At 35.4% G+C, this 20,092-nt stretch carries 20 protein-coding genes; 16 read left to right on the plus strand and 4 right to left on the minus strand.

Annotated elements, in window-relative coordinates; translation table 11 throughout:
- The first annotated feature begins 1 nt into the window (after position 1).
- The 3 genes from KBI38_01440 to KBI38_01450 all read left to right on the plus strand — a co-directional run bounded on the left by KBI38_01440 (position 2) and on the right by KBI38_01450 (position 2,865).
- On the plus strand, positions 2-742 hold the full coding sequence (locus KBI38_01440; protein MBP8628724.1) for an ABC transporter permease: 741 nt from the start codon (positions 2-4) through the stop codon (positions 740-742).
- A gap of 156 nt (positions 743-898) precedes the next feature.
- Positions 899-1,837, plus strand: a complete 939-nt coding sequence (mdh, locus tag KBI38_01445; GenBank protein MBP8628725.1) for a malate dehydrogenase — start codon at positions 899-901, stop codon at positions 1,835-1,837.
- A gap of 224 nt (positions 1,838-2,061) precedes the next feature.
- The gene (locus KBI38_01450; GenBank protein MBP8628726.1) at positions 2,062-2,865 is read left to right on the plus strand and encodes an HAD family phosphatase; all 804 of its coding nucleotides are present in this window, start codon (positions 2,062-2,064) and stop codon (positions 2,863-2,865) included.
- 38 nt (positions 2,866-2,903) lie between these two features.
- On the opposite strand, the gene KBI38_01455 is transcribed toward KBI38_01450, so the two are convergent.
- The 4 genes from KBI38_01455 to KBI38_01470 are packed head-to-tail and all read right to left on the minus strand — an operon-like array spanning position 2,904 to position 5,657.
- Positions 2,904-4,190 carry a hypothetical protein gene (locus KBI38_01455; protein MBP8628727.1) on the minus strand — a complete coding sequence of 429 codons (1,287 nt, stop codon included), beginning with the start codon at positions 4,188-4,190 and terminating at the stop codon, positions 2,904-2,906.
- Between the two features lie 3 nt (positions 4,191-4,193).
- Positions 4,194-4,700 (minus strand): hypothetical protein, encoded by a 507-nt coding sequence (locus tag KBI38_01460; GenBank protein ID MBP8628728.1) that lies wholly within the window; start codon positions 4,698-4,700, stop codon positions 4,194-4,196.
- Between the two features lie 14 nt (positions 4,701-4,714).
- Positions 4,715-5,194 carry a hypothetical protein gene (locus KBI38_01465; protein MBP8628729.1) on the minus strand — a complete coding sequence of 160 codons (480 nt, stop codon included), beginning with the start codon at positions 5,192-5,194 and terminating at the stop codon, positions 4,715-4,717.
- A gap of 10 nt (positions 5,195-5,204) precedes the next feature.
- The gene (locus KBI38_01470; GenBank protein MBP8628730.1) at positions 5,205-5,657 is read right to left on the minus strand and encodes a prepilin-type N-terminal cleavage/methylation domain-containing protein; all 453 of its coding nucleotides are present in this window, start codon (positions 5,655-5,657) and stop codon (positions 5,205-5,207) included.
- Between the two features lie 290 nt (positions 5,658-5,947).
- On the opposite strand from KBI38_01470, the gene rapZ reads away from it, so the two are divergent.
- The 13 genes from rapZ (at position 5,948) to eno (ending at position 19,907) form a co-directional block, all read left to right on the plus strand.
- Positions 5,948-6,853 (plus strand): RNase adapter RapZ, encoded by a 906-nt coding sequence (gene rapZ / locus KBI38_01475; GenBank protein MBP8628731.1) that lies wholly within the window; start codon positions 5,948-5,950, stop codon positions 6,851-6,853.
- A gap of 2 nt (positions 6,854-6,855) precedes the next feature.
- Positions 6,856-8,214 (plus strand): YvcK family protein, encoded by a 1,359-nt coding sequence (locus KBI38_01480; GenBank protein ID MBP8628732.1) that lies wholly within the window; start codon positions 6,856-6,858, stop codon positions 8,212-8,214.
- A gap of 2 nt (positions 8,215-8,216) precedes the next feature.
- Positions 8,217-9,182: a DNA-binding protein WhiA gene (gene whiA, locus KBI38_01485; GenBank protein ID MBP8628733.1), complete on the plus strand. Its 966-nt coding sequence runs from the start codon at positions 8,217-8,219 to the stop codon at positions 9,180-9,182.
- On the plus strand, positions 9,160-9,948 hold the full coding sequence (locus KBI38_01490) for a polysaccharide deacetylase family protein (GenBank protein MBP8628734.1): 789 nt from the start codon (positions 9,160-9,162) through the stop codon (positions 9,946-9,948). Before whiA ends, KBI38_01490 begins: the two co-directional genes overlap by 23 nt.
- A gap of 13 nt (positions 9,949-9,961) precedes the next feature.
- Complete coding sequence (locus KBI38_01495) at positions 9,962-11,023, plus strand: copper amine oxidase (protein ID MBP8628735.1); 1,062 nt, start codon at positions 9,962-9,964, stop codon at positions 11,021-11,023.
- A gap of 118 nt (positions 11,024-11,141) precedes the next feature.
- On the plus strand, positions 11,142-11,282 hold the full coding sequence (scfA, locus tag KBI38_01500; GenBank protein MBP8628736.1) for a six-cysteine ranthipeptide SCIFF: 141 nt from the start codon (positions 11,142-11,144) through the stop codon (positions 11,280-11,282).
- On the plus strand, positions 11,249-12,715 hold the full coding sequence (gene scfB / locus KBI38_01505) for a thioether cross-link-forming SCIFF peptide maturase (protein MBP8628737.1): 1,467 nt from the start codon (positions 11,249-11,251) through the stop codon (positions 12,713-12,715). Before scfA ends, scfB begins: the two co-directional genes overlap by 34 nt.
- A gap of 250 nt (positions 12,716-12,965) precedes the next feature.
- Positions 12,966-13,619 carry an MgtC/SapB family protein gene (locus tag KBI38_01510; protein ID MBP8628738.1) on the plus strand — a complete coding sequence of 218 codons (654 nt, stop codon included), beginning with the start codon at positions 12,966-12,968 and terminating at the stop codon, positions 13,617-13,619.
- Between the two features lie 222 nt (positions 13,620-13,841).
- On the plus strand, positions 13,842-14,855 hold the full coding sequence (gene gap / locus KBI38_01515; protein ID MBP8628739.1) for a type I glyceraldehyde-3-phosphate dehydrogenase: 1,014 nt from the start codon (positions 13,842-13,844) through the stop codon (positions 14,853-14,855).
- Between the two features lie 60 nt (positions 14,856-14,915).
- Positions 14,916-16,103 carry a phosphoglycerate kinase gene (locus KBI38_01520; protein ID MBP8628740.1) on the plus strand — a complete coding sequence of 396 codons (1,188 nt, stop codon included), beginning with the start codon at positions 14,916-14,918 and terminating at the stop codon, positions 16,101-16,103.
- A gap of 80 nt (positions 16,104-16,183) precedes the next feature.
- Complete coding sequence (locus tag KBI38_01525; GenBank protein MBP8628741.1) at positions 16,184-16,930, plus strand: triose-phosphate isomerase; 747 nt, start codon at positions 16,184-16,186, stop codon at positions 16,928-16,930.
- A 17-nt stretch (positions 16,931-16,947) separates the two neighbouring features.
- A complete protein-coding gene (locus KBI38_01530) occupies positions 16,948-18,480 on the plus strand; it encodes a 2,3-bisphosphoglycerate-independent phosphoglycerate mutase (protein MBP8628742.1) in 1,533 nt (510 codons plus the stop codon).
- Positions 18,481-18,617: 137 nt separating this feature from the next.
- Positions 18,618-19,907, plus strand: a complete 1,290-nt coding sequence (eno, locus tag KBI38_01535) for a phosphopyruvate hydratase (protein ID MBP8628743.1) — start codon at positions 18,618-18,620, stop codon at positions 19,905-19,907.
- The last annotated feature ends 185 nt before the right edge of the window (positions 19,908-20,092 follow it).

Consider the following 20,092-nt stretch of genomic DNA (forward strand, 5'->3'; position numbering starts at 1 on the left):
TATGTTACAAGATATTATGACGGTCTTTTGGCGGGATTGGTTAGTTTTAAAAAGACGACTTGTAAAATTTATCTTTGCGAGAATGGTTACTCCGATGTTATATCTAATAGCCTTTGGTTGGGGACTAGGTAAAAATATCAATGTTCAAAGTGGCAGTTATCTTGACTTTTTAGTGCCGGGCATTCTTGCTTTAAATTCTATGAATATTAGTTTTAGTGGAGTGGCTCTACCGCTTCATACTAGCCGGGTTTATCATAAAACTTTGGAAGAATACTTGGTAGCACCGATTAAATCGATTTCGTTCATTATCGGTAAATTACTCAGCGGAGTTTTAAGAGGCTTAATATCTTCGGTGATTATTATTATTATGGCTTATTTATTTGGTGCTAGCTTTGTTATAAATCTAAAATTTGTTATGGTATTGGTTTTAAACTGTTTAATTTTTTCAGCAGTAGGGTTTATTGCCGCGTTATTAATTGATGCACACGAAGATATGGGTAATTTTAACACCTATATTTTATTGCCAATGTCATTTTTGTGTGGAACATTTTTTTCTACGGAAAAATTACCGCAAATAATTCATTACTTCTTAGAACTATTACCATTAACGCATGCTAGTAATGCCTTGAGGGTTTTGGGTAGTAATGGGGATATTACCATTTTCCCAGTAGCAGTATTGGTAATTTATGCATTTGGTTTATCAATGACCTGTTGGTGGTGTATGGAAAATTTGAAAAAATAAAACCAAGTGACAATTATTGCTTTTTAAAAATTGATTTGTTATACTTTACATAAGGAACTTCATCCCATGCTTATGGCTTGTTGTTAACAAGAAGGTGCTGATCCTTGCTTTTTTTTGTGCAAGAAGGTACCTCTTAAATAAAAGGAGGGTCTTATAATTATGAAAGTTACTGTTGTTGGAGCTGGTAACGTTGGTGCAACTTGTGCTAATGTGATTGCGCTAAAAGGTTTTGCTAGCGAATTGGTGTTATTAGACATCAAAGAAGGTATCTCAGAAGGTAAAGCTATGGATATGATGCAAACGTCTCATATGATGGGCTTTGATACAACTATGATTGGTTGTACTAATGATTACAGCAAAACTGCTGATTCCGCAGTTGTTATTATCACTTCCGGTATTCCTCGTAAACCGGGTATGACTCGTGAAGAACTAATTGGTACTAATGCTGGTATTGTTAAAAGTGTAGTTGATCAAATTTTGAAATACTCACCAAATGCAATATTTGTAATTATATCAAATCCAATGGACACAATGACTTACTTGGCATTAAAAGCAAGTGGTGTTCCGAAAAACCGTATTGTTGGTATGGGCGGAATGTTAGATAGCAGCCGTTTCAGATACTATATCAGCCAAGCATTAGGATGCACTCCTACTGACGTTGATGGCATGGTAATTGGTGGTCATGGTGATACTACAATGATTCCATTAATCCGTTTTGCAACTTATAAAGGAATTCCTGTAACTGAACTTTTAGATAAAGAAACTTTAGATAAAATTGTTGCAGATACTATGGTTGGTGGCGCTACTTTAACAGGCTTACTTGGTACTTCTGCTTGGTATGCTCCTGGTGCAGCCGGTGCAACTGTTGCTGAAGCAATTGCTACTGATGCTAAAAAACTTATCCCTAGCTGTGTATACCTTGAAGGTGAATATGGCGAAGAAGATATTTGTATTGGTGTTCCAGCAGTGCTTGGTGCTAATGGCGTTGAGAAAATCATCGATGTTAAATTAAATGCTGAAGAAAAAGCTTTATTTGATAAAAGCGTTGCAGCTGTTCGTACAATGAATGCTGCTTTAGCAGATGTTTTAAAATAATTAAATTTAAAAGCAGCCGAAAGGCTGCTTTTTCTTGCTTTTTCTTGGGTAATATTGTAAAATATAACTTGTGATGGCTATTAAAAATGATAAGATAACAATTTTATTTTAGAACTGTTGTTCAGTGGGGAATTTTAAAATAATAATCTTACTTAGAGATACCGCTAACCTTAGCGGTTTATTTCTATTTTGATAGCTGATGTTATATTTTAGGAGGTTTAGTTATGGCGATAAAATTATTGGCAACAGATTTAGATGATACTTTGTTAAATGATCAATTTATGGTATCACAGCAAAATAAGGAAGCTATTTTTAAAGCCGTTGAACAAGGCGTTATTGTAACTATTGCAACCGGAAGAATGTTTAGTTCGGCCTTGCCATTTGCTAAGCAATTAGGGATTAATGTACCGATTATAACTTATAATGGAGCCTTGGTTAAATATTGTAATACTGGTGAAGTTTTATTTGAACAACCAATTGATCCAGAAGTTGTCGGTGAAATTTTAGAATTATTTCGTGAAAAAAATTGGTATATTCATTTATATGTTAACGATATTTTGTATGTAAAAGAACATTGTGAAAAAGCACAAGGTTATGAAAAATTAGCTGGGATAAAGGCTGAGGTTGTCGGTGATAAGATCTATGATTTTCGCGAAGGAATTTTAAAGATGCTCGCTATTGCGGAGCCAGAGCAGATGAAAGAAGTGGCAAAAACCGTGCAAACTACTTTTAAAGGTCGTGTTTTTGCGCCACAATCCAAAGAAAATTACTTGGAAATTGTTGATCCTAATATTAATAAAGCCATTGCCTTGGATTTTTTAGCTAAAAAACTAAATGTAAGACAAGAAGAAGTTATGGCAATTGGTGATTCCAATAATGATTTGGATATGATAAAATATGCCGGGTTTGGAGTAGCGATGGGCAATGCTTTTGAAACAGTAAAAGCTGTAGCAGACGTAGTTACCTGTAGTAACGAAGAGTCCGGAGTAGCCGCTGCTATTGAAAAATTCATATTGCAAGCAAAATAAAAAATACTGTAACCAGTTTGCTGGTTACAGTATTTTTATTATCGCTCGATTTCCCAGCTTCTGATAATGATGGGCTGAATACCGGCAGAGCCATAGTTTTGAAATTCTGCGTTAGCATTCCAGACTCTTAGACCCGTTAAGCCGGAGCTAAAAACTCTATCGGGCTTGGTGTCTCGATCAATGAAGCGTAAAATTGGTAGACCATCAAGACTAATAGTGTGTATAACTTTCCCAGAAGCATCAGGCCTAACATCGATTGTTAAAATATGACTTTGGTTAAGCATAGTATTGTTTTTATTGGTAACCTTATTTAATTGGTTAAGGGCGGTGCTCATCGGGATACTCATGGTGTCCTGGCCATTAAGTGGATTAGTATTTAAATTATAAGAATTATCGCTATTTTTACTCCAGGTAGCAGCTTTAGTGCTCTTTTGCCAAGACTGGTTATTGTAATAATTGTTGGAATAAAGTTTCTCGTAATTATTGGAAATTATTTCATTATACCAAGGAGTAGTAGTGCTTTTATAATCAGCAACTACTTTTTTTACGAGAATCTGATCTGGTGTTAGACCGGGATCGTATTGCAATACATATCCTGACAGATTATTAGGATTGCCATTAGCGAGATAATATATACCATAACCACAATCATTAGGATTAGTAGAGCTTGTTGACTTTAAATTTACTTTGTAATTTAATGTAAAGCCGAGGTTGCCGGTAGGGTCTAAGTGATTTTCATCATTAGAATAGACTTTTTGGTTGAAGAGAACCTGATAATAATTTTTACCATCGGGAGCAGTGGCTGAAGCATTTTCGCCGGAACCAGAGATAGACCAAGGTTTATCGGAAAAAGCGGCATTGTTAAAATATGAAGTTAAGACTGGTGGAGTGGCGGATGGTATTAATAAATAAGCCACAACAGTTTTGCTGGTACTACCGACGATACCGGTGGAGCTAACTTTATAATACGAATCATTAGCTGTTACTCCAGCGGGAAGATTTGTTGTTATTTTAGTAATGCTAACAGTAAAGGTTGGAGAATTATCGTTAGTGTTATCAATTTTAATAGGATTACTACTAAGAGTGGCTGTATTCCACACTCTGGTATTGTCGGGGGTGTTTTCTAAAGCGTGAGCCCAGACGTATTGAATACCGGCTTCAGCAACAGCTTGAGCAGAATTTTGTTGGCCGTAATTAAAAGAAAAAGTTTTACTTAAGCCACTGATATTTTTATTGAAATAAACGCCGGCTAAGGACGTCATAATTAGCAACGAGACCATAGCAAGTACGGTCACAGAACCATGCTGGTTTGATTTAGAATGCATTTATTAATTTCCTCCTAACCGAGCTGAATTGTTCATTAGAAAAATAGTTTCAGTAATGGTTTGAGTAACTGCACCAGTTGTAAAGGTCATAGTTAGCTTAATAGCTGAATTATTAATATTTTTCACGACAAAGTCGTTATTATTAATGCTGGCGATTGTAGCGTTAGTGATAGGAACTTTTTTTCCACTGCCGACCTGGCGAGTGAGTTCATTATTTACAATAGCATAAGTGATAGTTTGGGTTAAATTATTGGGTTTGACAAAAGTTAGGCTATGACCTTCAAAGCTGTTAGAAGGCGTTGAAATACTGTAGCCTGACTTGATATCTTCAGACATTAAGCTCAGTGCCCAGCGTGATTCTTGTAATAAATCGATATTGTTTGTTCCGGTTTGAATGATATTAATGGTATTTCCTAAAGTTACAGCAGTGGTGGTAATAATGATGATTGATACTGCTAGACCAATCAGTAATTCGGCTAAACTAAAGCCTTGTTGATTTGTTTGTTTCATATAAAACCTCTATTTTAAGATTTGCCAGAAAGATCGCGGAGGTAGTATTTATCAAGATAAATATTTTCATTTGATTTAGTATTAATAGCAGTTATTTTAGCGTGAATTAGGCGTTCTGCAACATTATTAATATTAGCAATCTTAGCAGTTATGATGATCTTGGTATTAACAGGGAGTTTGTCAGGATTAAAATTATAGCTTTCGAGCGTGCTCCTTATTAGGGTATCTGAAGAATTTGGTGCTGTTGAGTTATACAGCTCGGTAAAATCATCTTGCTCAAGAACTAGGTTATGCCAATTATTAATATTGATAGTTTGTAAAGCCTCACCGTAAGAAGTTGCTAATTGATATAATTGAGTTTGCGAATTGTTTACTCCGAAGGTTTTGCTACTGGTGAAAATTAATAGCAAGATTGCCAGTGAAATTGTAGTAAGCAATAATCCAAGGAGTGAGTCTACTAAGACAAAGCCGTTATGTGGTGATAGTTTAATCATAAGAACCTCATTAATTTTCTTCGGATTTATAAGTAGGATTGCTTTCATTTGATATTCTAATGCGATGGGTTGTTTTCGCTAAAATAATATGTTGCGATTTATTACTGGTGTTATCCGTTATAGTGATGATATAAGGGGTATTGTTGGTTAAGTTTTTAGCATCAAAGCTTAATGTTAACGGCAAAGTGCCGTTGTTGTTACTTAGCTTTAAAGTTTGAGGTAAAGGCTGAGTCTTTATGACGACGTTATTGGTTAGTAGTTGATAATAAGTTTCGGCTAACTTTAACTGGCAGGTTTGAGTGGTGTTGTTTTCAAGTGCTTGGAATTGTAAATTTCTGATATCGGCAGCTAATTGTTCAGTGCTAGTTGTTAAATAATTATTATTAACTGATTGTTGACCGGAAAATAAGGCAAAGCTACAGATTATTGCTAAAATTGCTAAGGTTATTAGAACTTCCGGCAAGGTATAGCCATATTGTTTCGTAATAAGCCCCCCTAATTTTTAAAAGTTAATTTTACCTTCTACGTAATGAAAAATTTTCCTTTAAGTCTACGCAGTCAGTCTGTTTAGTCAGTTTTTTTAATAAATAAGAGGAGTAATTTTTGAAAAAGTTGGTGATGATAATTATTAATTATCACCATAGCGATAAATGATAAGCTAGCAGGAGTAATTTTGATTTTTTAGTGAATTTAGCATATAATTATTAAATTAGATTAGAAAATTTGTGTTAAGGTAAAATAGAGGTGAATATAATGGAAGAAGTGCGCTTGGTTATTATCACAGGAATGTCTGGTGGCGGAAAAACACAGGTCAGCAGAATTATGGAGGATCTGGGTTATTTTTGTGTTGACAATTTACCACCAATGTTTATTCCGAAATTTACGGAACTTTGTAAGCATTCATCTGGTAAAGTCAATAAAGTTGCGTTAGTAATAGATACGAGAAGTAGAGAGTTCTTTAATGCCTTAGTGCATATTTTAGAGGAACTTGATGTTACCGGTGTACGATATGAGATGTTATTTATGGAAGCCAATGATGAAGCCATTATCAGAAGGTATAAAGAAACCAGAAGACGGCATCCGATGGCACAACATAATCGAATTGCGGAGGGCATCGCTAAAGAACGGGAAATACTGAAAAAAGTACGAGCGAAAGCGACCCATATTATTGATACCTCTTGTATGCCTAAAGGCAAATTAAACGAAACTATTTTAAAGCTTTTTTCTGAAGAAACCGAAACCGAAAGAATGAATATTAATATTGTTTCCTTTGGGTTTAAATACGGTATGCCAATTGATGCCGATATGGTGTTTGATGTGCGGTTTTTACCTAATCCGTTTTATGTTGAAGAATTAAAACGGAAAAGTGGAGCAGTGCCGATCGTGGGAGAATATATAGCGAAATGGCCCGTAACCAAAACTTTTTTAGAAAAATTATTTAATATGCTAGAATTTTTAGTGCCTAATTATGTGATTGAAGGGAAGCCCCAATTGGTAATTGCTATTGGTTGTACCGGCGGAATGCATCGTTCGGTTTTTACAGCAAATAAGGTTTATGAGTTGCTAAAAAGTAAAGGCTATAAAGTTAATTTAGAACATCGTGATCTTATGAAAAACAAAGTTGAAGAACATATTGAAGAATACAAGATAGAGGGATAAATATGCAGTTTTTAAAATGGCTGTATCCCGGAATGCGCTTTAAACGCTGGCTAGCATTATTTGCAGTTGGTGTTATGATGGCGAGTATCGGGTTGGCAATTGCGTTAAGTTATAAATATGTCGGCAATATTGAAGAAGCAATTTTTCGGGCGGTTTATATGACTACTGGAACGTATTATTATACAGTTACAGTAGTTGTTGGAATTTCTTTATTAGGGGTAGGAATAGTAATGATGATCCTATCGTCCCAAATGATTGTTCGTTCGGTAACTAGTGTTATTATTCCGGATAGCTCAGAAAAATTAGTTGATTTAATGTTTGAAAAACGGAAATTAAATAAAGGACCAGCTATTACTGTAATTGGCGGTGGAACAGGCTTGTCAGTGTTACTTCGTGGGCTTAAGTGCGTTACCAGTAATGTTACGGCGGTTGTTACGGTTGCTGATGATGGGGGTTCGTCCGGACGAATCAGACAAGACTTAGGAATAATTCCGCCGGGCGATTTAAGAAATTGTTTGGTTGCGTTAGCGGACACTGAACCGTTGATGGAAAAATTATTTCAGCATCGCTTTGGTGGAAAAGGCGATTTGGCCGGACATAGTTTTGGGAACTTATTTATTGCGGCAATGGCTGAGGTTCTAGGTGATGTTGAAAAGGCATTGAAAGAGTCCAGTAAGGTTTTGGCAGTAAAAGGAAAGGTTCTACCTTCTAGTACAGAAACAGTAAGGCTATTTGCTGAAATGGCTGATGGAACTATTGTAGAAGGCGAGTCTCAGATACCTTTAGCCAATCAAAAGATTAATAAGGTTTTTTTAGAGCCGGCAGACGTTGCTCCGGTGAAGAGTTCGTTAGATGCACTAAAAGAATCTGATGCGATAATTTTAGGTCCGGGCAGTTTATATACCAGCGTTTTGCCTAATTTATTAGTAAATGGTATTGCAGAGACAATCAAAAATAGTAAAGCGATTAAAATTTACATTTGCAATGTTATGACGCAACCTGGAGAAACCGATGACTATACCGCTTCAATGCATATTAAGGCACTATTAGATCATGTCGGCCCAGGGATTATTGATTATGTTATAGTTAACTCTAAAGAAATATCATTAGCAGCGCAAGAAATGTACGCTGATCAAGGTGCGAAAGTTGTAAAAATTGATGAAAGTGAAATTGACAAGTTAGGGGTCAAATTGGTCAAAGCTAATATTATTAATGAAACTAATTTAGTGCGACATGATCCGGTTAAATTATCACGAACGATTATGAAAATGGTATATGATTTAAAATCAAACTCTGAGCGCATGAAATTATTAGATTATTACTTGATTAATGATAATGTTAAAGAACAAAGGACTGAATAAAGGTGTCATCTTTTTCTGCTGAAGTAAAAAATGAACTGGCTCGTGCTAATAATAAAAAGTCTTGCTGTGATGTTGCAGAGTTGGCATCACTGTTACGTATGGGTGGAAATCTGTTGATTGGTACCAATAAGAGCTTTGGTATTAATTTTACGACTGAAAATGCCGCAATTGCTCGCAAGACTTTAACTTTGATAAAGCAGAGTTTTAATTTAAAAACTGAAGTAATGGTTAGTCGGGCTCGCAGACTTAAAAAAAATAACAGCTATTTAATTAGAGTTGTTCCGGAACCAAGAGTAAGCGAATTATTGACCTTATTGGGGATTTTACAAGGTGAGAGTTTTAATGCCGGTAAAGATAAAGGGATTTTACGTAAGAATTGTTGTAAAAGATCTTATTTGAAAGGTGCTTTTTTAGGTGGCGGGTCTGTTAGTAAGCCTGAATCTGATTATCATCTAGAATTAGTGACCGGAAGTTTTTCTTTTGCCGAAACTATCGTTAATATTATGAAAAGCTTTAATTTGCCGGTTCGATTAACCGATCGAAAAAATGATTATATTATTTACCTCAAAGATGGTGAGGCGATAATTTCGTTTTTACGTAATGTCGGAGCTAATAGTGCACTTTTGGATTTTGAAAATGTCAGAGTAGTAAAGGAAATGCGTAATCAAATAAATCGAATCGTCAATTGTGAGACGGCAAACTTACAAAAAACAGTGAATGCTTCTTTTCGCCAAGTTGAAAAGATCAAGTTAATTGATAAAATTATGGGGCTAGATAATTTGCCTGATAAATTAAAAGAAGTAGCCAGACTTAGACTTTCTTTTCCAGAGGCAACCTTGCAAGAGCTAGTGGCGTGTAATGAACATAAAATTAGTAAATCGGGGATTAATCACCGCTTGCGTAAGTTGGAAGAAATTGCAATTAGTTTAACAAAGGATGAAATTAATGAAAAAGGTAAGAATGAATAATAAGATAAAAGTTGGTTTGGCACTAGTATTGTTATTAGGTTTAGGTTGGTTATTTAATTATGTATCAAAACCGGCGCAAGGCATGCCGATACTGTTATATCATATGGTTAATGATGGCAAAAGTTCTTATGCTATTACGCCTACTGAATTTGAAGAACAAATGAAGTACTTAAAGGAAGAAGGCTATACAACGATATCGTTGTTAGAATATGTTAAAGCACGCAAAGGAAAATTAAATTTGCCGGAAAAACCGTTGGTAATTAGTTTTGATGACGGGTATCTTGATAACTATACTGTAGCGTTGCCGATTATGAAAAAATATGATTTTAAAGGGACGGTTTTTGTAGTCGGAAATGATATTGGGAAAAAAGGTTATTTAAATTATGAAGATATTAGAAATTTACAAAAACATGATTTTGAAATAGCTTCGCATACTGCCAATCATTTACCACTAAGTAAGTTGTCCTTTGAAGAAAAGAAACACGAAATTGAAATATCAAAATTATTTTTAGATTGGAAAACTGATAAAACAGTGTTCTTCATGGCCTATCCTAATGGAAGTTATGATCAGGAATGTCTTGATATTTTAAAACAAACTAATTATTTAGGGGCGTGTACTACTGATAGTGGTCTTAACACTTTTACAACGGATTTATATGAACTTAAAAGAATCAGTATTCCTAAACCGATGTTTGGATTAACTGAATTTAAATTGAGATTTTGGCGAGCTAATGCTTATGCCAGGTTAAATGAATTATTTAATTAACTGGAGGAATATTGTGAAATTATCCAAAATTAAGGTACTTATTTATGCCTTGTTAATAATAGTTTGTTATAGTAGTATAGCTTGGGCTAAAGCAACTACTACCGAGCTTAATAATATTGGACAGCTTGCAGTTACCAGCATTGATAACGGTGGTAAATTGCTATTTTCCGATAGCCCGGAATTAGTTGATAAAGATGGAATTATGTATGCTGATACTATTCAAGGTATCGCTAGACTTTATTGTTACCATGTTAATAACACTAATAGCCCAAAAAGAATTTTTATTTTATTAGAAAACAATAGTGCTGAGGGGGTTAGTGTTGAAGTTGGGAAATATGGCTTAGCGCAACCTAGTGCCGATTATTTGGCAGTAGGAAAACAGGTTCAAGTAGATTATTTTAAAAGTCGTAATTCCTATATTGTCTATGTACCACCGAAATCAGTACGAGTCTTGTCTAAAGATATGGCGAAGATGATTGCCACTAAAGATATGTTAGTACACGGAATGTTTGATATTAACGCTGAAAAACCTATTACAGTAAAGTTTGTAATGATGGCGGCTAATGGTGAAATTGAAAATTTGGCTAAAAATTTAAAAATATTACCAGCAGATCAATGGCGCTTGAGAGGAACTTTTGAGCATATGAATCGCCTAATAATAGGCAAGGGTAAATATGATAATAACAATAAACCGGTATTAATTAATTTGGCGGATAACAATTTTGATAAATATATTGAAGGAATTGATGCTACTGATGGTAGCAAAACACAAAATTACGGCAATTATGGTTTGCTATATCGTGTTTATATTCCTACTAAAGGACAAGGTTCTATTAATTATTACTTGCAACCACGGGGCGGGGTTTATGCCGGAGCATTAAAAATTGAGCAAAATTATAGTAAAAACATTCTTAAATTAACTCCGAGTAAGCAAACTTGCTTTGGTGATAAGGATATGTTGGATATGGAATGGTTGGGCGAGTATGTCGTTGGTGAACCATTGAGCTTTTATTTTATGCCACCGGGGGCTTCTAATCTACCGGTAGCGTTGGCCTTAGTACCAAAGAAATCATAATAATACTTGAAAAAAATTATAAATAAATGTAGACTTATCTTATTGAAAAAAGATATTTAAACTGGATTTATCCAGCTTAAACATATATTGATTAGCCAAATGGCGAGGAGGGATTACAATGGCTAAACGCATTAAAACTGTAAACAAGGCTTCTCTACAAGCTACTGCTCATACTGGTGGTTGTGGTGAATGTCAAGCATCTTGCCAATCAGCTTGCAAAACTTCATGCACGGTAGGCAATCAAGCTTGCCAAAAATAAGGCACGCAAGGAGATCCTCTTGCCACTATGGTGAGAGGATTACTGTTTTCTTAGAGAAGTATGTTGTAAAGAGGAGTTTTGAAGTGAAAATTCATAAGTTTCAACTAAATGGCATGTATATAATGCTAGATATAAATAGTGGTGTTGTCCATATTATTGATGAGATGATTGATAAGATTATGGATATCTATAATGGTAGTAATAAGGCAGAGGTTATTGATGCTTTATCCACCTTTTATCCTGAGAGTGAATTAAATGAAGCGTTACTTGAACTGGATGAATTAATTGATAATAAAGAATTGTTTGCCGAAGACTTATCGCTTCCTCCAACTTTTAGTGAGGAGCCACTGGTAAAATCATTGTGTCTACATGTCGCTCATGATTGTAATTTGCGTTGTCAATATTGTTTTGCGAGCACCGGTGATTTTGGGTTAGATCGTAGTATGATGACTACAGACATTGGTGAAAAGGCGGTTGACTTTATTATTGCCAATAGTGGCAATCGAACTAATTGTGAGATGGATTTTTTTGGTGGCGAGCCACTGATGAACATGCCGGTGGTAAAGCATGTTGTTTCTTATATTAGAAAGCGTGAAATTGAAAGTGGGAAAAAATTCAAACTTACGTTGACTACGAATGGTGTTTTGTTAAATGATGATAATATTAATTATTTAAAGGATAATGACATCAGTTTGGTGTTGAGTTTAGATGGACGGAAAGAAGTCCATGATAAAATGCGTCCGAATATGGCGGGACAAGGTAGCTATGAGAAATCATTAGCTAATTTTAAACAAGCAGTAGTGGCTAACAATGGGCAAAATTATGTTTTGCGCGGAACGTTTACAGCGTATAATTTAGATTTCATGGCAGATGTGCTTGATATGGTAGATAAAGGCTTTGCTAATGTTTCAGTTGAGCCGGTAGTATCTAAAGATGTTCCTTATGCCTTAGAGCAAGAACACTTACCACAACTTTTTGCCGAGTATGAAAAATTGGCGATTGAATTTATCAATCGCAAAAATACTGATAAAGACTTTGCTTTTTTCCATTTTAATATGGATATTCATAACGGCCCTTGTATTGCAAAACGCCTTAGTGGCTGTGGCGCCGGACATGAATATTTCGCAGTAGCACCAAATGGTGATTTATATCCGTGTCATCAATTTGTTGGTCGAGAAAATTATCTAATGGGTAATATTTTTGACGGTGTGAAGAAAAAGGAAGTTTCAGCAGATTTTCGTAACGCTCATGTATTAAATAAAGAAGAATGTAGCAAGTGTTGGGCAAGATTTTTCTGTAGCGGAGGCTGTCACGCTAATGCTGATTTATTTAATAGCAATATCTATCAACCATATGAAATAGGTTGTGAATTGCAAAAGAAAAGATTAGAATGTGCACTAATGATTCAAGCTCAGCTGGCAATAGTCGATTAAATGAGCTTTAAATAATAACTTAGGAAAGTTTGCTCTAGGTTATTATTTTTTTCAATAAAGACCGGATGTTAAAGATTTTTGCATAAAAAAACAGATAACCTAGTTAAATAAGCAAGAAATTAATTATAAGATAATTGATTTTTATGTTACTTTTTTGTTATTATATTTAGGAGAGTTAACATAAGATGAGCTTGAATATTTTTCTTTGTTAAAGATTAATGAGTTTTATTAAAAGCAAAGGAATTTTTTTATGAATTTAGAATGGGATTTGGCACTGCGCATTGTGTTATCAGGAATTTTAGGTGCAGTCATCGGCTATGAACGACAAGCTCGGCATAAAGCGGCAGGACTGAGAACTCATATGCTGGTTAGTATGGGCTCTTGCTTAATTATGATTTTATCATATAAAATTTATTATATGGTGGAAGGTCATACCAATGCTGATCCGGCGAGGTTAGCGGCACAAGTGGTTAGTGGTATTGGTTTTTTGGGTGCAGGCAGTATTATGAAGGACGGACTGAACGTTCGGGGCTTGACTACTGCTGCTAGCTTATGGGTAGTTTCAGCCGTAGGCTTAACTGTGGGAGCTGGTTTTTATGAAGGGGCAATCTTCGTAACAGTGATGATTTTAGTAGTGCTTGGGATTTTAACTAAAATTGAATATCGTACATATGATTCCAGTACTTTTTTATTAATCGTAGAAGGTGATGAAAATGAGGAGTTGTTAGGGCAGATTTGTAAAACTCTGGTCGAACACAATGTGGCAATTTTAGATGTAAAAATTGAAAGTAAATCACCATTTGTGGCAAGCTTCTTAATAAAGTCTTCTAAAGAATTTAAAAACCAACAAATTATCGCACAAATTTTAACAATTGAAGGGATTAGAGCTGCGAGAAGAGAGTAAATTTTTATAAAAACATAAAAATATATAATGAAACGCTGAAAAATTGGCAGGATTTTAGATTTTAATGTCGAATTTGATTAAGGTATCAGTAAAATAATAATAAACTAGTTTACGTCTGAATGATTTGGTGTTAAGCTAAAAATGTTAATTGACACTAAGTCAGTCAGTCAATTATATTAATCTGGAAAAATCCAGAAAAATTTTTAGGGGGTAATTTTTATTATGGCAGTAAAAGTAGCGATCAATGGTTTTGGACGTATTGGACGTCTTGCGTTCAGACAAATGTTCGGAGCAGAAGGATATGAGATTGTAGCAATCAATGACTTAACAAGTCCTACAATGCTAGCTCACTTATTAAAATACGATTCAGCTCAAGGCAGATACGCATTAGGTGATACAGTAGTAGCTGGTGAAGATTCAATCACAGTTGATGGCAAAGAAATTAAAATCTATGCAAAACCAAACCCTGAAGAATTACCTTGGGGCGAATTAAACGTAGATGTAGTACTTGAATGTACTGGTTTCTTCGCTTCTAAAGACAAAGCAGCAGCTCACATTAAAGCAGGCGCTAAAAAAGTTGTTATCTCAGCTCCAGCTGGTAACGACCTTCCAACAGTAGTATTCAATGTTAACCATGAAGTGTTAAAAGCTAGCGATACAGTTATTTCCGCAGCTTCTTGCACAACTAACTGTTTAGCTCCAATGGCGCAAGCTCTTAACGACTTAGCTAAAATCAAAAGTGGTATCATGTCAACAATTCATGCTTACACTGGCGACCAAATGGTTCTTGATGGCCCTCAAAGAAAAGGTGACTTAAGAAGATCCCGTGCGGCTGCAGTTAATATCGTTCCTAACTCCACTGGTGCTGCAAAAGCTATCGGTTTAGTTATTCCTGAATTAAATGGTAAATTAATTGGTTCTGCACAACGTGTTCCAACTCCAACTGGTTCAACTACTATCTTAGTTGCTGTTGTAGAAGGTACTGTTACTAAAGATCAAGTTAATGCTGCTATGAAAGCTGCTGCTAACGAATCTTTCGGTTACACTGAAGAAGAATTAGTATCAAGCGATATCATCGGTATTAAATTTGGTTCATTATTTGATGCAACTCAAACAATGGTTTCTCCAATGGATAACGGTTGCACTCAAGTTCAAGTTGTTTCATGGTATGACAATGAAAACAGCTACACTAGCCAAATGGTTCGTACAATCAAATACTTTGCAGAACTTGCATAATTATTAAATAATTAAGGTCCGGCCGTGTTGGGCCGGACCATTTTTTTAGGAGGAAGAGAAATGCTAAACAAAAAAAGCATTAGAGACATTGATGTAAATGGTAAAAAAGTTTTTATCCGTGTAGATTATAATGTACCAATGGATGAAAACCAAAACATTACTAATGATAAAAGAATTGTTGCTACATTACCTACTTTAAATTATTTATTGGAAAATAATGCGGCACTTATTATTGCGTGTCATTTAGGTCGTCCAAAAGGTGAAAGAGTTCCTGAGTTTTCAGTTGCTCCGGTTGCTAAAAAATTAGGCGAAATCATGGGCAAAGAAGTTAAATTTGCATCTGATTGTGTTGGTCCGGAAGCTGAAAAAATGGCTGCAGACTTAAAGCCTGGCGAAATTTTAGTATTAGAAAATCTTCGTTATCATAAGGAAGAAGAAAAAAATGATCCTAAATTTGCTGAGCAATTAGCTAAATTAGCTGATATTGTAGTAAATGATGCTTTTGGTGTTTCGCATAGAGCCCATGCTTCAGTAGAAGGAATTACAAAATTCATTCCTGCTGTTGCTGGTTTCTTAATGGAAAACGAAATTAAATTCGTTGGACAAGCGGTTGCTAATCCTGTTAGACCATTCGTTGCGATTATTGGTGGAGCTAAAGTTTCTGATAAAATTGGTGTAATCTCCAACTTGTTAGAAAAAGTTGACACTTTGATCATTGGTGGCGGCATGGCGAATACTTTTGTTGCTGCTCAAGGCTTCAATACAGGAAAATCTTTAGTGGAAGCTGATAAATTAGAACTTGCACGCGAGCTAATTGAAAAAGCAAAAGCGACTAAGGTTAATTTATTATTACCAACTGATATGGTTATTGCTGATAAATTTGCTGCTGATGCACAAACAGCAGTAGTTGGCTTAGATGGTATTAAAGATGAGTGGATGGCACTTGATATCGGACCTGAAACTGCAAAAACTTATGCTAAATCTTTAGTTGATGCGAAAACTGTAGTGTGGAACGGACCAATGGGCGTATTTGAAATCGATGCTTTTGCTAAAGGTACTGAAGCTGTTGCAAAAGCTGTTGCCGATTCAAGCGCAACTAGTATTGTTGGTGGTGGCGATTCTATTGCTGCCCTTAAAAAGACTGGTCTTTCTGATAAAATTTCTCATATTTCCACAGGTGGCGGAGCTTCCTTGGAATTCTTAGAAGGTAAAGTATTACCTGGTATTGCAGCACTTGCTGATAAATAATTTAATAGGTTTAGATGCTTAGTATCTAAACCTATATTTATAATTTTAAAAATAAATATAAATTTTAGGGGGATTTTATAATGCGTAAACCAATAATTGCTGGTAACTGGAAAATGCACAATACAATGGCTGAGGCTAAAACTTTAGTTAAAGATTTAGCGGCATTAGTAGCTGATGCTCAAGCGGAAGTAGTAGTATGCGCGCCTTTCACTGCTCTTGCAGCAGCTAAAGAAGCAGCTCAAGGTACTAACGTTAAAGTTGGAGCACAAAATATTCATTGGGAAGCTAAAGGTGCTTTTACTGGTGAAATTTCTGCTGCGATGTTAAAAGAAATCGGCGTAGAATATGTTGTAGTTGGTCACAGCGAACGTCGTCAATACTTTGCTGAAACTGATGAAACTGTAAATAAAAGAACTAAAGCGGCATTAGCGGCTGGAATTATTCCAATCGTATGTTGTGGTGAAACATTAGAAGAGCGTGAAGCTAATATCACTGAAAAAATCGTTGGCGATCAAGTTAAAGCTGATTTAGCTGATTTAACAGCTGCAGAAGTTGCAAGCTTAGTAATTGCTTACGAACCAGTTTGGGCTATTGGTACAGGTAAAACTGCTACTGATGATCAAGCTAATGAAGTTTGTACTTTTATCCGTAAAACAATTGCTGATCTTTTTGGTCAAGAAGCTGCTGATAAAGTTAGAATTCAATACGGCGGTAGTGTAAAACCTGCGACTATTAGCAACCTAATGGCGAAAAGCGATATCGATGGTGCTTTAGTTGGTGGTGCTTCTCTTAAAGCTGAAGACTTCAGTCAAATCGTGAAATTTTAATTTAGGTGGATGAAAATATGAGTACATTAAAAGCTCCGGTTGCTTTGGTTATTTTAGATGGATGGGGTCTAGGTAAACAAGATGATCCATCAAATGCCATTGTTGCTGCTAAAACGCCTAATATGACAGCATTACTACAAGAATATCCAACAACTGCGCTTGAATGTTCTGGTGAAGCAGTTGGCTTGCCGGATGGACAAATGGGTAACTCTGAAGTTGGTCACTTAAACATCGGGGCAGGTCGCGTAGTATATCAAGAATTAACTAGAATCACTAAAGCAATTCGCGAAGGTGAATTTTATAATAATGATGTTTTAAAATCAGTAGTAGAAAATGTTAAGAAAAATAATTCTGCACTTCATTTAATGGGGTTGGTATCTAATGGTGGTGTTCATAGCCATATTAATCATTTAGTTGCCTTGATTGAGTTAGCAAAAAGAAATTCCGTTGAGAAAGTTTATATTCATGCCTTTTTGGATGGACGCGATGTTCCGCCGTCTAGTGCAGAGAAATTTGTTGCTCAATTGGAAGAGAAAATTGCTGAAATTGGTGCAGGACAAATTGCTACTGTAGCAGGTCGTTATTATGCAATGGATCGTGACAAACGTTGGGATAGAGTTGAAAAAGCATATTTAGCAATAGCTTGTGCTGAAGGCAATAAAGCTCTTAGTGCAACTGAAGCTGTTAAAGCATCGTATCAAGCTGAAGTTACGGATGAGTTTGTTCTTCCGACTGCTATTGGTAATTATGACGGGATGCAAGAAAATGATGGTGTTATTTTCTTTAACTTCCGTCCGGACAGAGCTAGACAATTAACAAGAGTGTTTACTGATCTTGAATTTGACGGTTTTGCTCGCAAAAAAGGCTATTTGCCACTTGCTTTTGCTACATTAACTCAATATGAAGATGGACTGAATGTTGAAGTTGCTTACAAGCCACAACGTTTAACTAATACGTTAGGTGAGGTTTTGGCAAAAGAAAATTTAAAACAACTTCGTATTGCGGAAACTGAAAAATACGCTCATGTAACTTTCTTCTTCAATGGCGGAGAAGAAACAAGCTTGGCAGGTGAAGAAAGAATTTTAGTTTCCTCACCGAAAGTTGCAACTTATGATTTGCAACCAGAAATGAGTGCGATTGAAGTAACTGATAAAGTTGTAGCAGAAATAACAGCAAAAAATCATGATGTTATTATCTTGAATTTTGCTAACTGTGATATGGTTGGTCATACTGGTGTTATGAGTGCTGCGGTGAAAGCTGTAGAAACTGTTGACACTTGTTTGGGAAGAGTTGTAGCAGCAATGCAAGACGTTGGTGGAGCGGTATTTATTACAGCTGACCATGGTAATGCAGAGTTGATGGAAGACCCTGTAACGCACGGTCCATTCACTGCTCATACAACTAATAAAGTTCCATTTGTGGCAGTTGGCGAAACTTTAAAAGGCAAAACTTTACAACCAGGTAGTTTAGCTGATATTGCACCAACAATATTGACGTTTGCTGGTGTAACTGTTCCAACTGAAATGACTGGAAAAAGTTTAATAAAATAGTATTGTTACTAAAAGGTTATGGAAAAATTTATTTTTTCATAACCTTTTTATTTTAATAATTATTTTTAAATAGGTCTTAAAATTTTCAGAAAAGTGTGATATATTTAAAAAGAAGTTATTTATAGGAGGAATGTAAAGTGACGATAATAAATGACATTTTTGCAAGAGAAATCATGGATTCAAGAGGCAATCCGACAATTGAGGTAGAGGTGTTTTTAGAAGATGGGACTGTTGGTAGAGCTGCTGTTCCGTCGGGAGCATCAACTGGTGTTCATGAAGCGGTTGAATTACGTGATGGAGATAAAAGTCGCTACTTAGGAAAAGGTGTATTAAAGGCGGTTGATAATGTCAACACAATAATATCACCGGAATTAATTGGCTTTGATGCTACTGATCAAGCAGGGATTGATTTATTAATGATTGATCTTGATGGCAGTGCTAACAAAGGTAAATTAGGAGCCAATGCTATATTAGGAGTATCGATGGCTGTAGCAAAAGCGGCAGCACAATCTTTAGGATTACCGCTATATCAATATTTAGGTGGTTTTAATGCTAAAGAATTACCAGTGCCAATGATGAATATCTTAAATGGTGGCGAACATGCTGATAATAATGTTGATATTCAAGAATTTATGATAATGCCTGTGGGTGCACCTACTTTTAGAGAAGCTTTAAGAATGGGAGCAGAAGTTTATCATAGCTTAAAAGCGGTATTAAAGGGACGCGGTCTAAATACTGCAATTGGTGATGAAGGTGGATTTGCGCCAAACTTATCATCAAATGAAGAAGCACTAAAAGTTATTATTGAAGCGATTGAAAAAGCTGGCTATAAACCAGGTGAAGATATTTTCTTAGCAATGGATGTAGCATCATCGGAAATTTATCAAGATGGTAAATATAACTTAGCCGGTGAAGGTATTACGAAAACAGCAGCGGAAATGGTTGCTTTTTATGAAGAGTTAGTAGCTAAATATCCAATCATTTCGATTGAAGATGGGATGGCGGAAGATGATTGGGAAGGTTGGAAACTTCTTACTGAAAAACTTGGCGACAAAATTCAATTAGTAGGCGATGATTTGTTTGTAACAAATACTAAACGCTTAAAAATGGGTATTGATCAAGATATTGCAAATTCTATCTTAATCAAAGTTAATCAAATTGGAACATTAACTGAAACTTTTGAAACGATTGAAATGGCTAAAAGAGCAGGTTACACTTGCGTTATTTCACATCGCTCGGGTGAAACTGAAGATGCAACTATTGCTGATATTGCCGTAGCGGTTAATGCCGGACAAATTAAAACCGGAGCTCCAACCCGTAGCGATAGAATTGCGAAATACAATCAATTATTACGAATTGAAGAAGAATTATGTGTTGTTGGAAAATATGAACAGAAGAATGTTTTTTACAACTTAAAAACTAAATAATAGCAGTTTTTAAGGTTCAAAGGATAAATGTCGAAAATTAGCAAAAAACACAATGCTATTTTCGACATTTTTTCTATTTTTTAATACTTTTTTTGATTAATTAGAAGGAAAAATCAAAAACGCGTATAAATATATATTAAAGATAAAAATAAGGTTAAAAGACCTATAAATCCCTCATAGTTTAC

This window comes from Negativicutes bacterium (assembly GCA_018052945.1).
Lineage (GTDB): Bacteria > Bacillota > Negativicutes > JAGPMH01 > JAGPMH01 > JAGPMH01.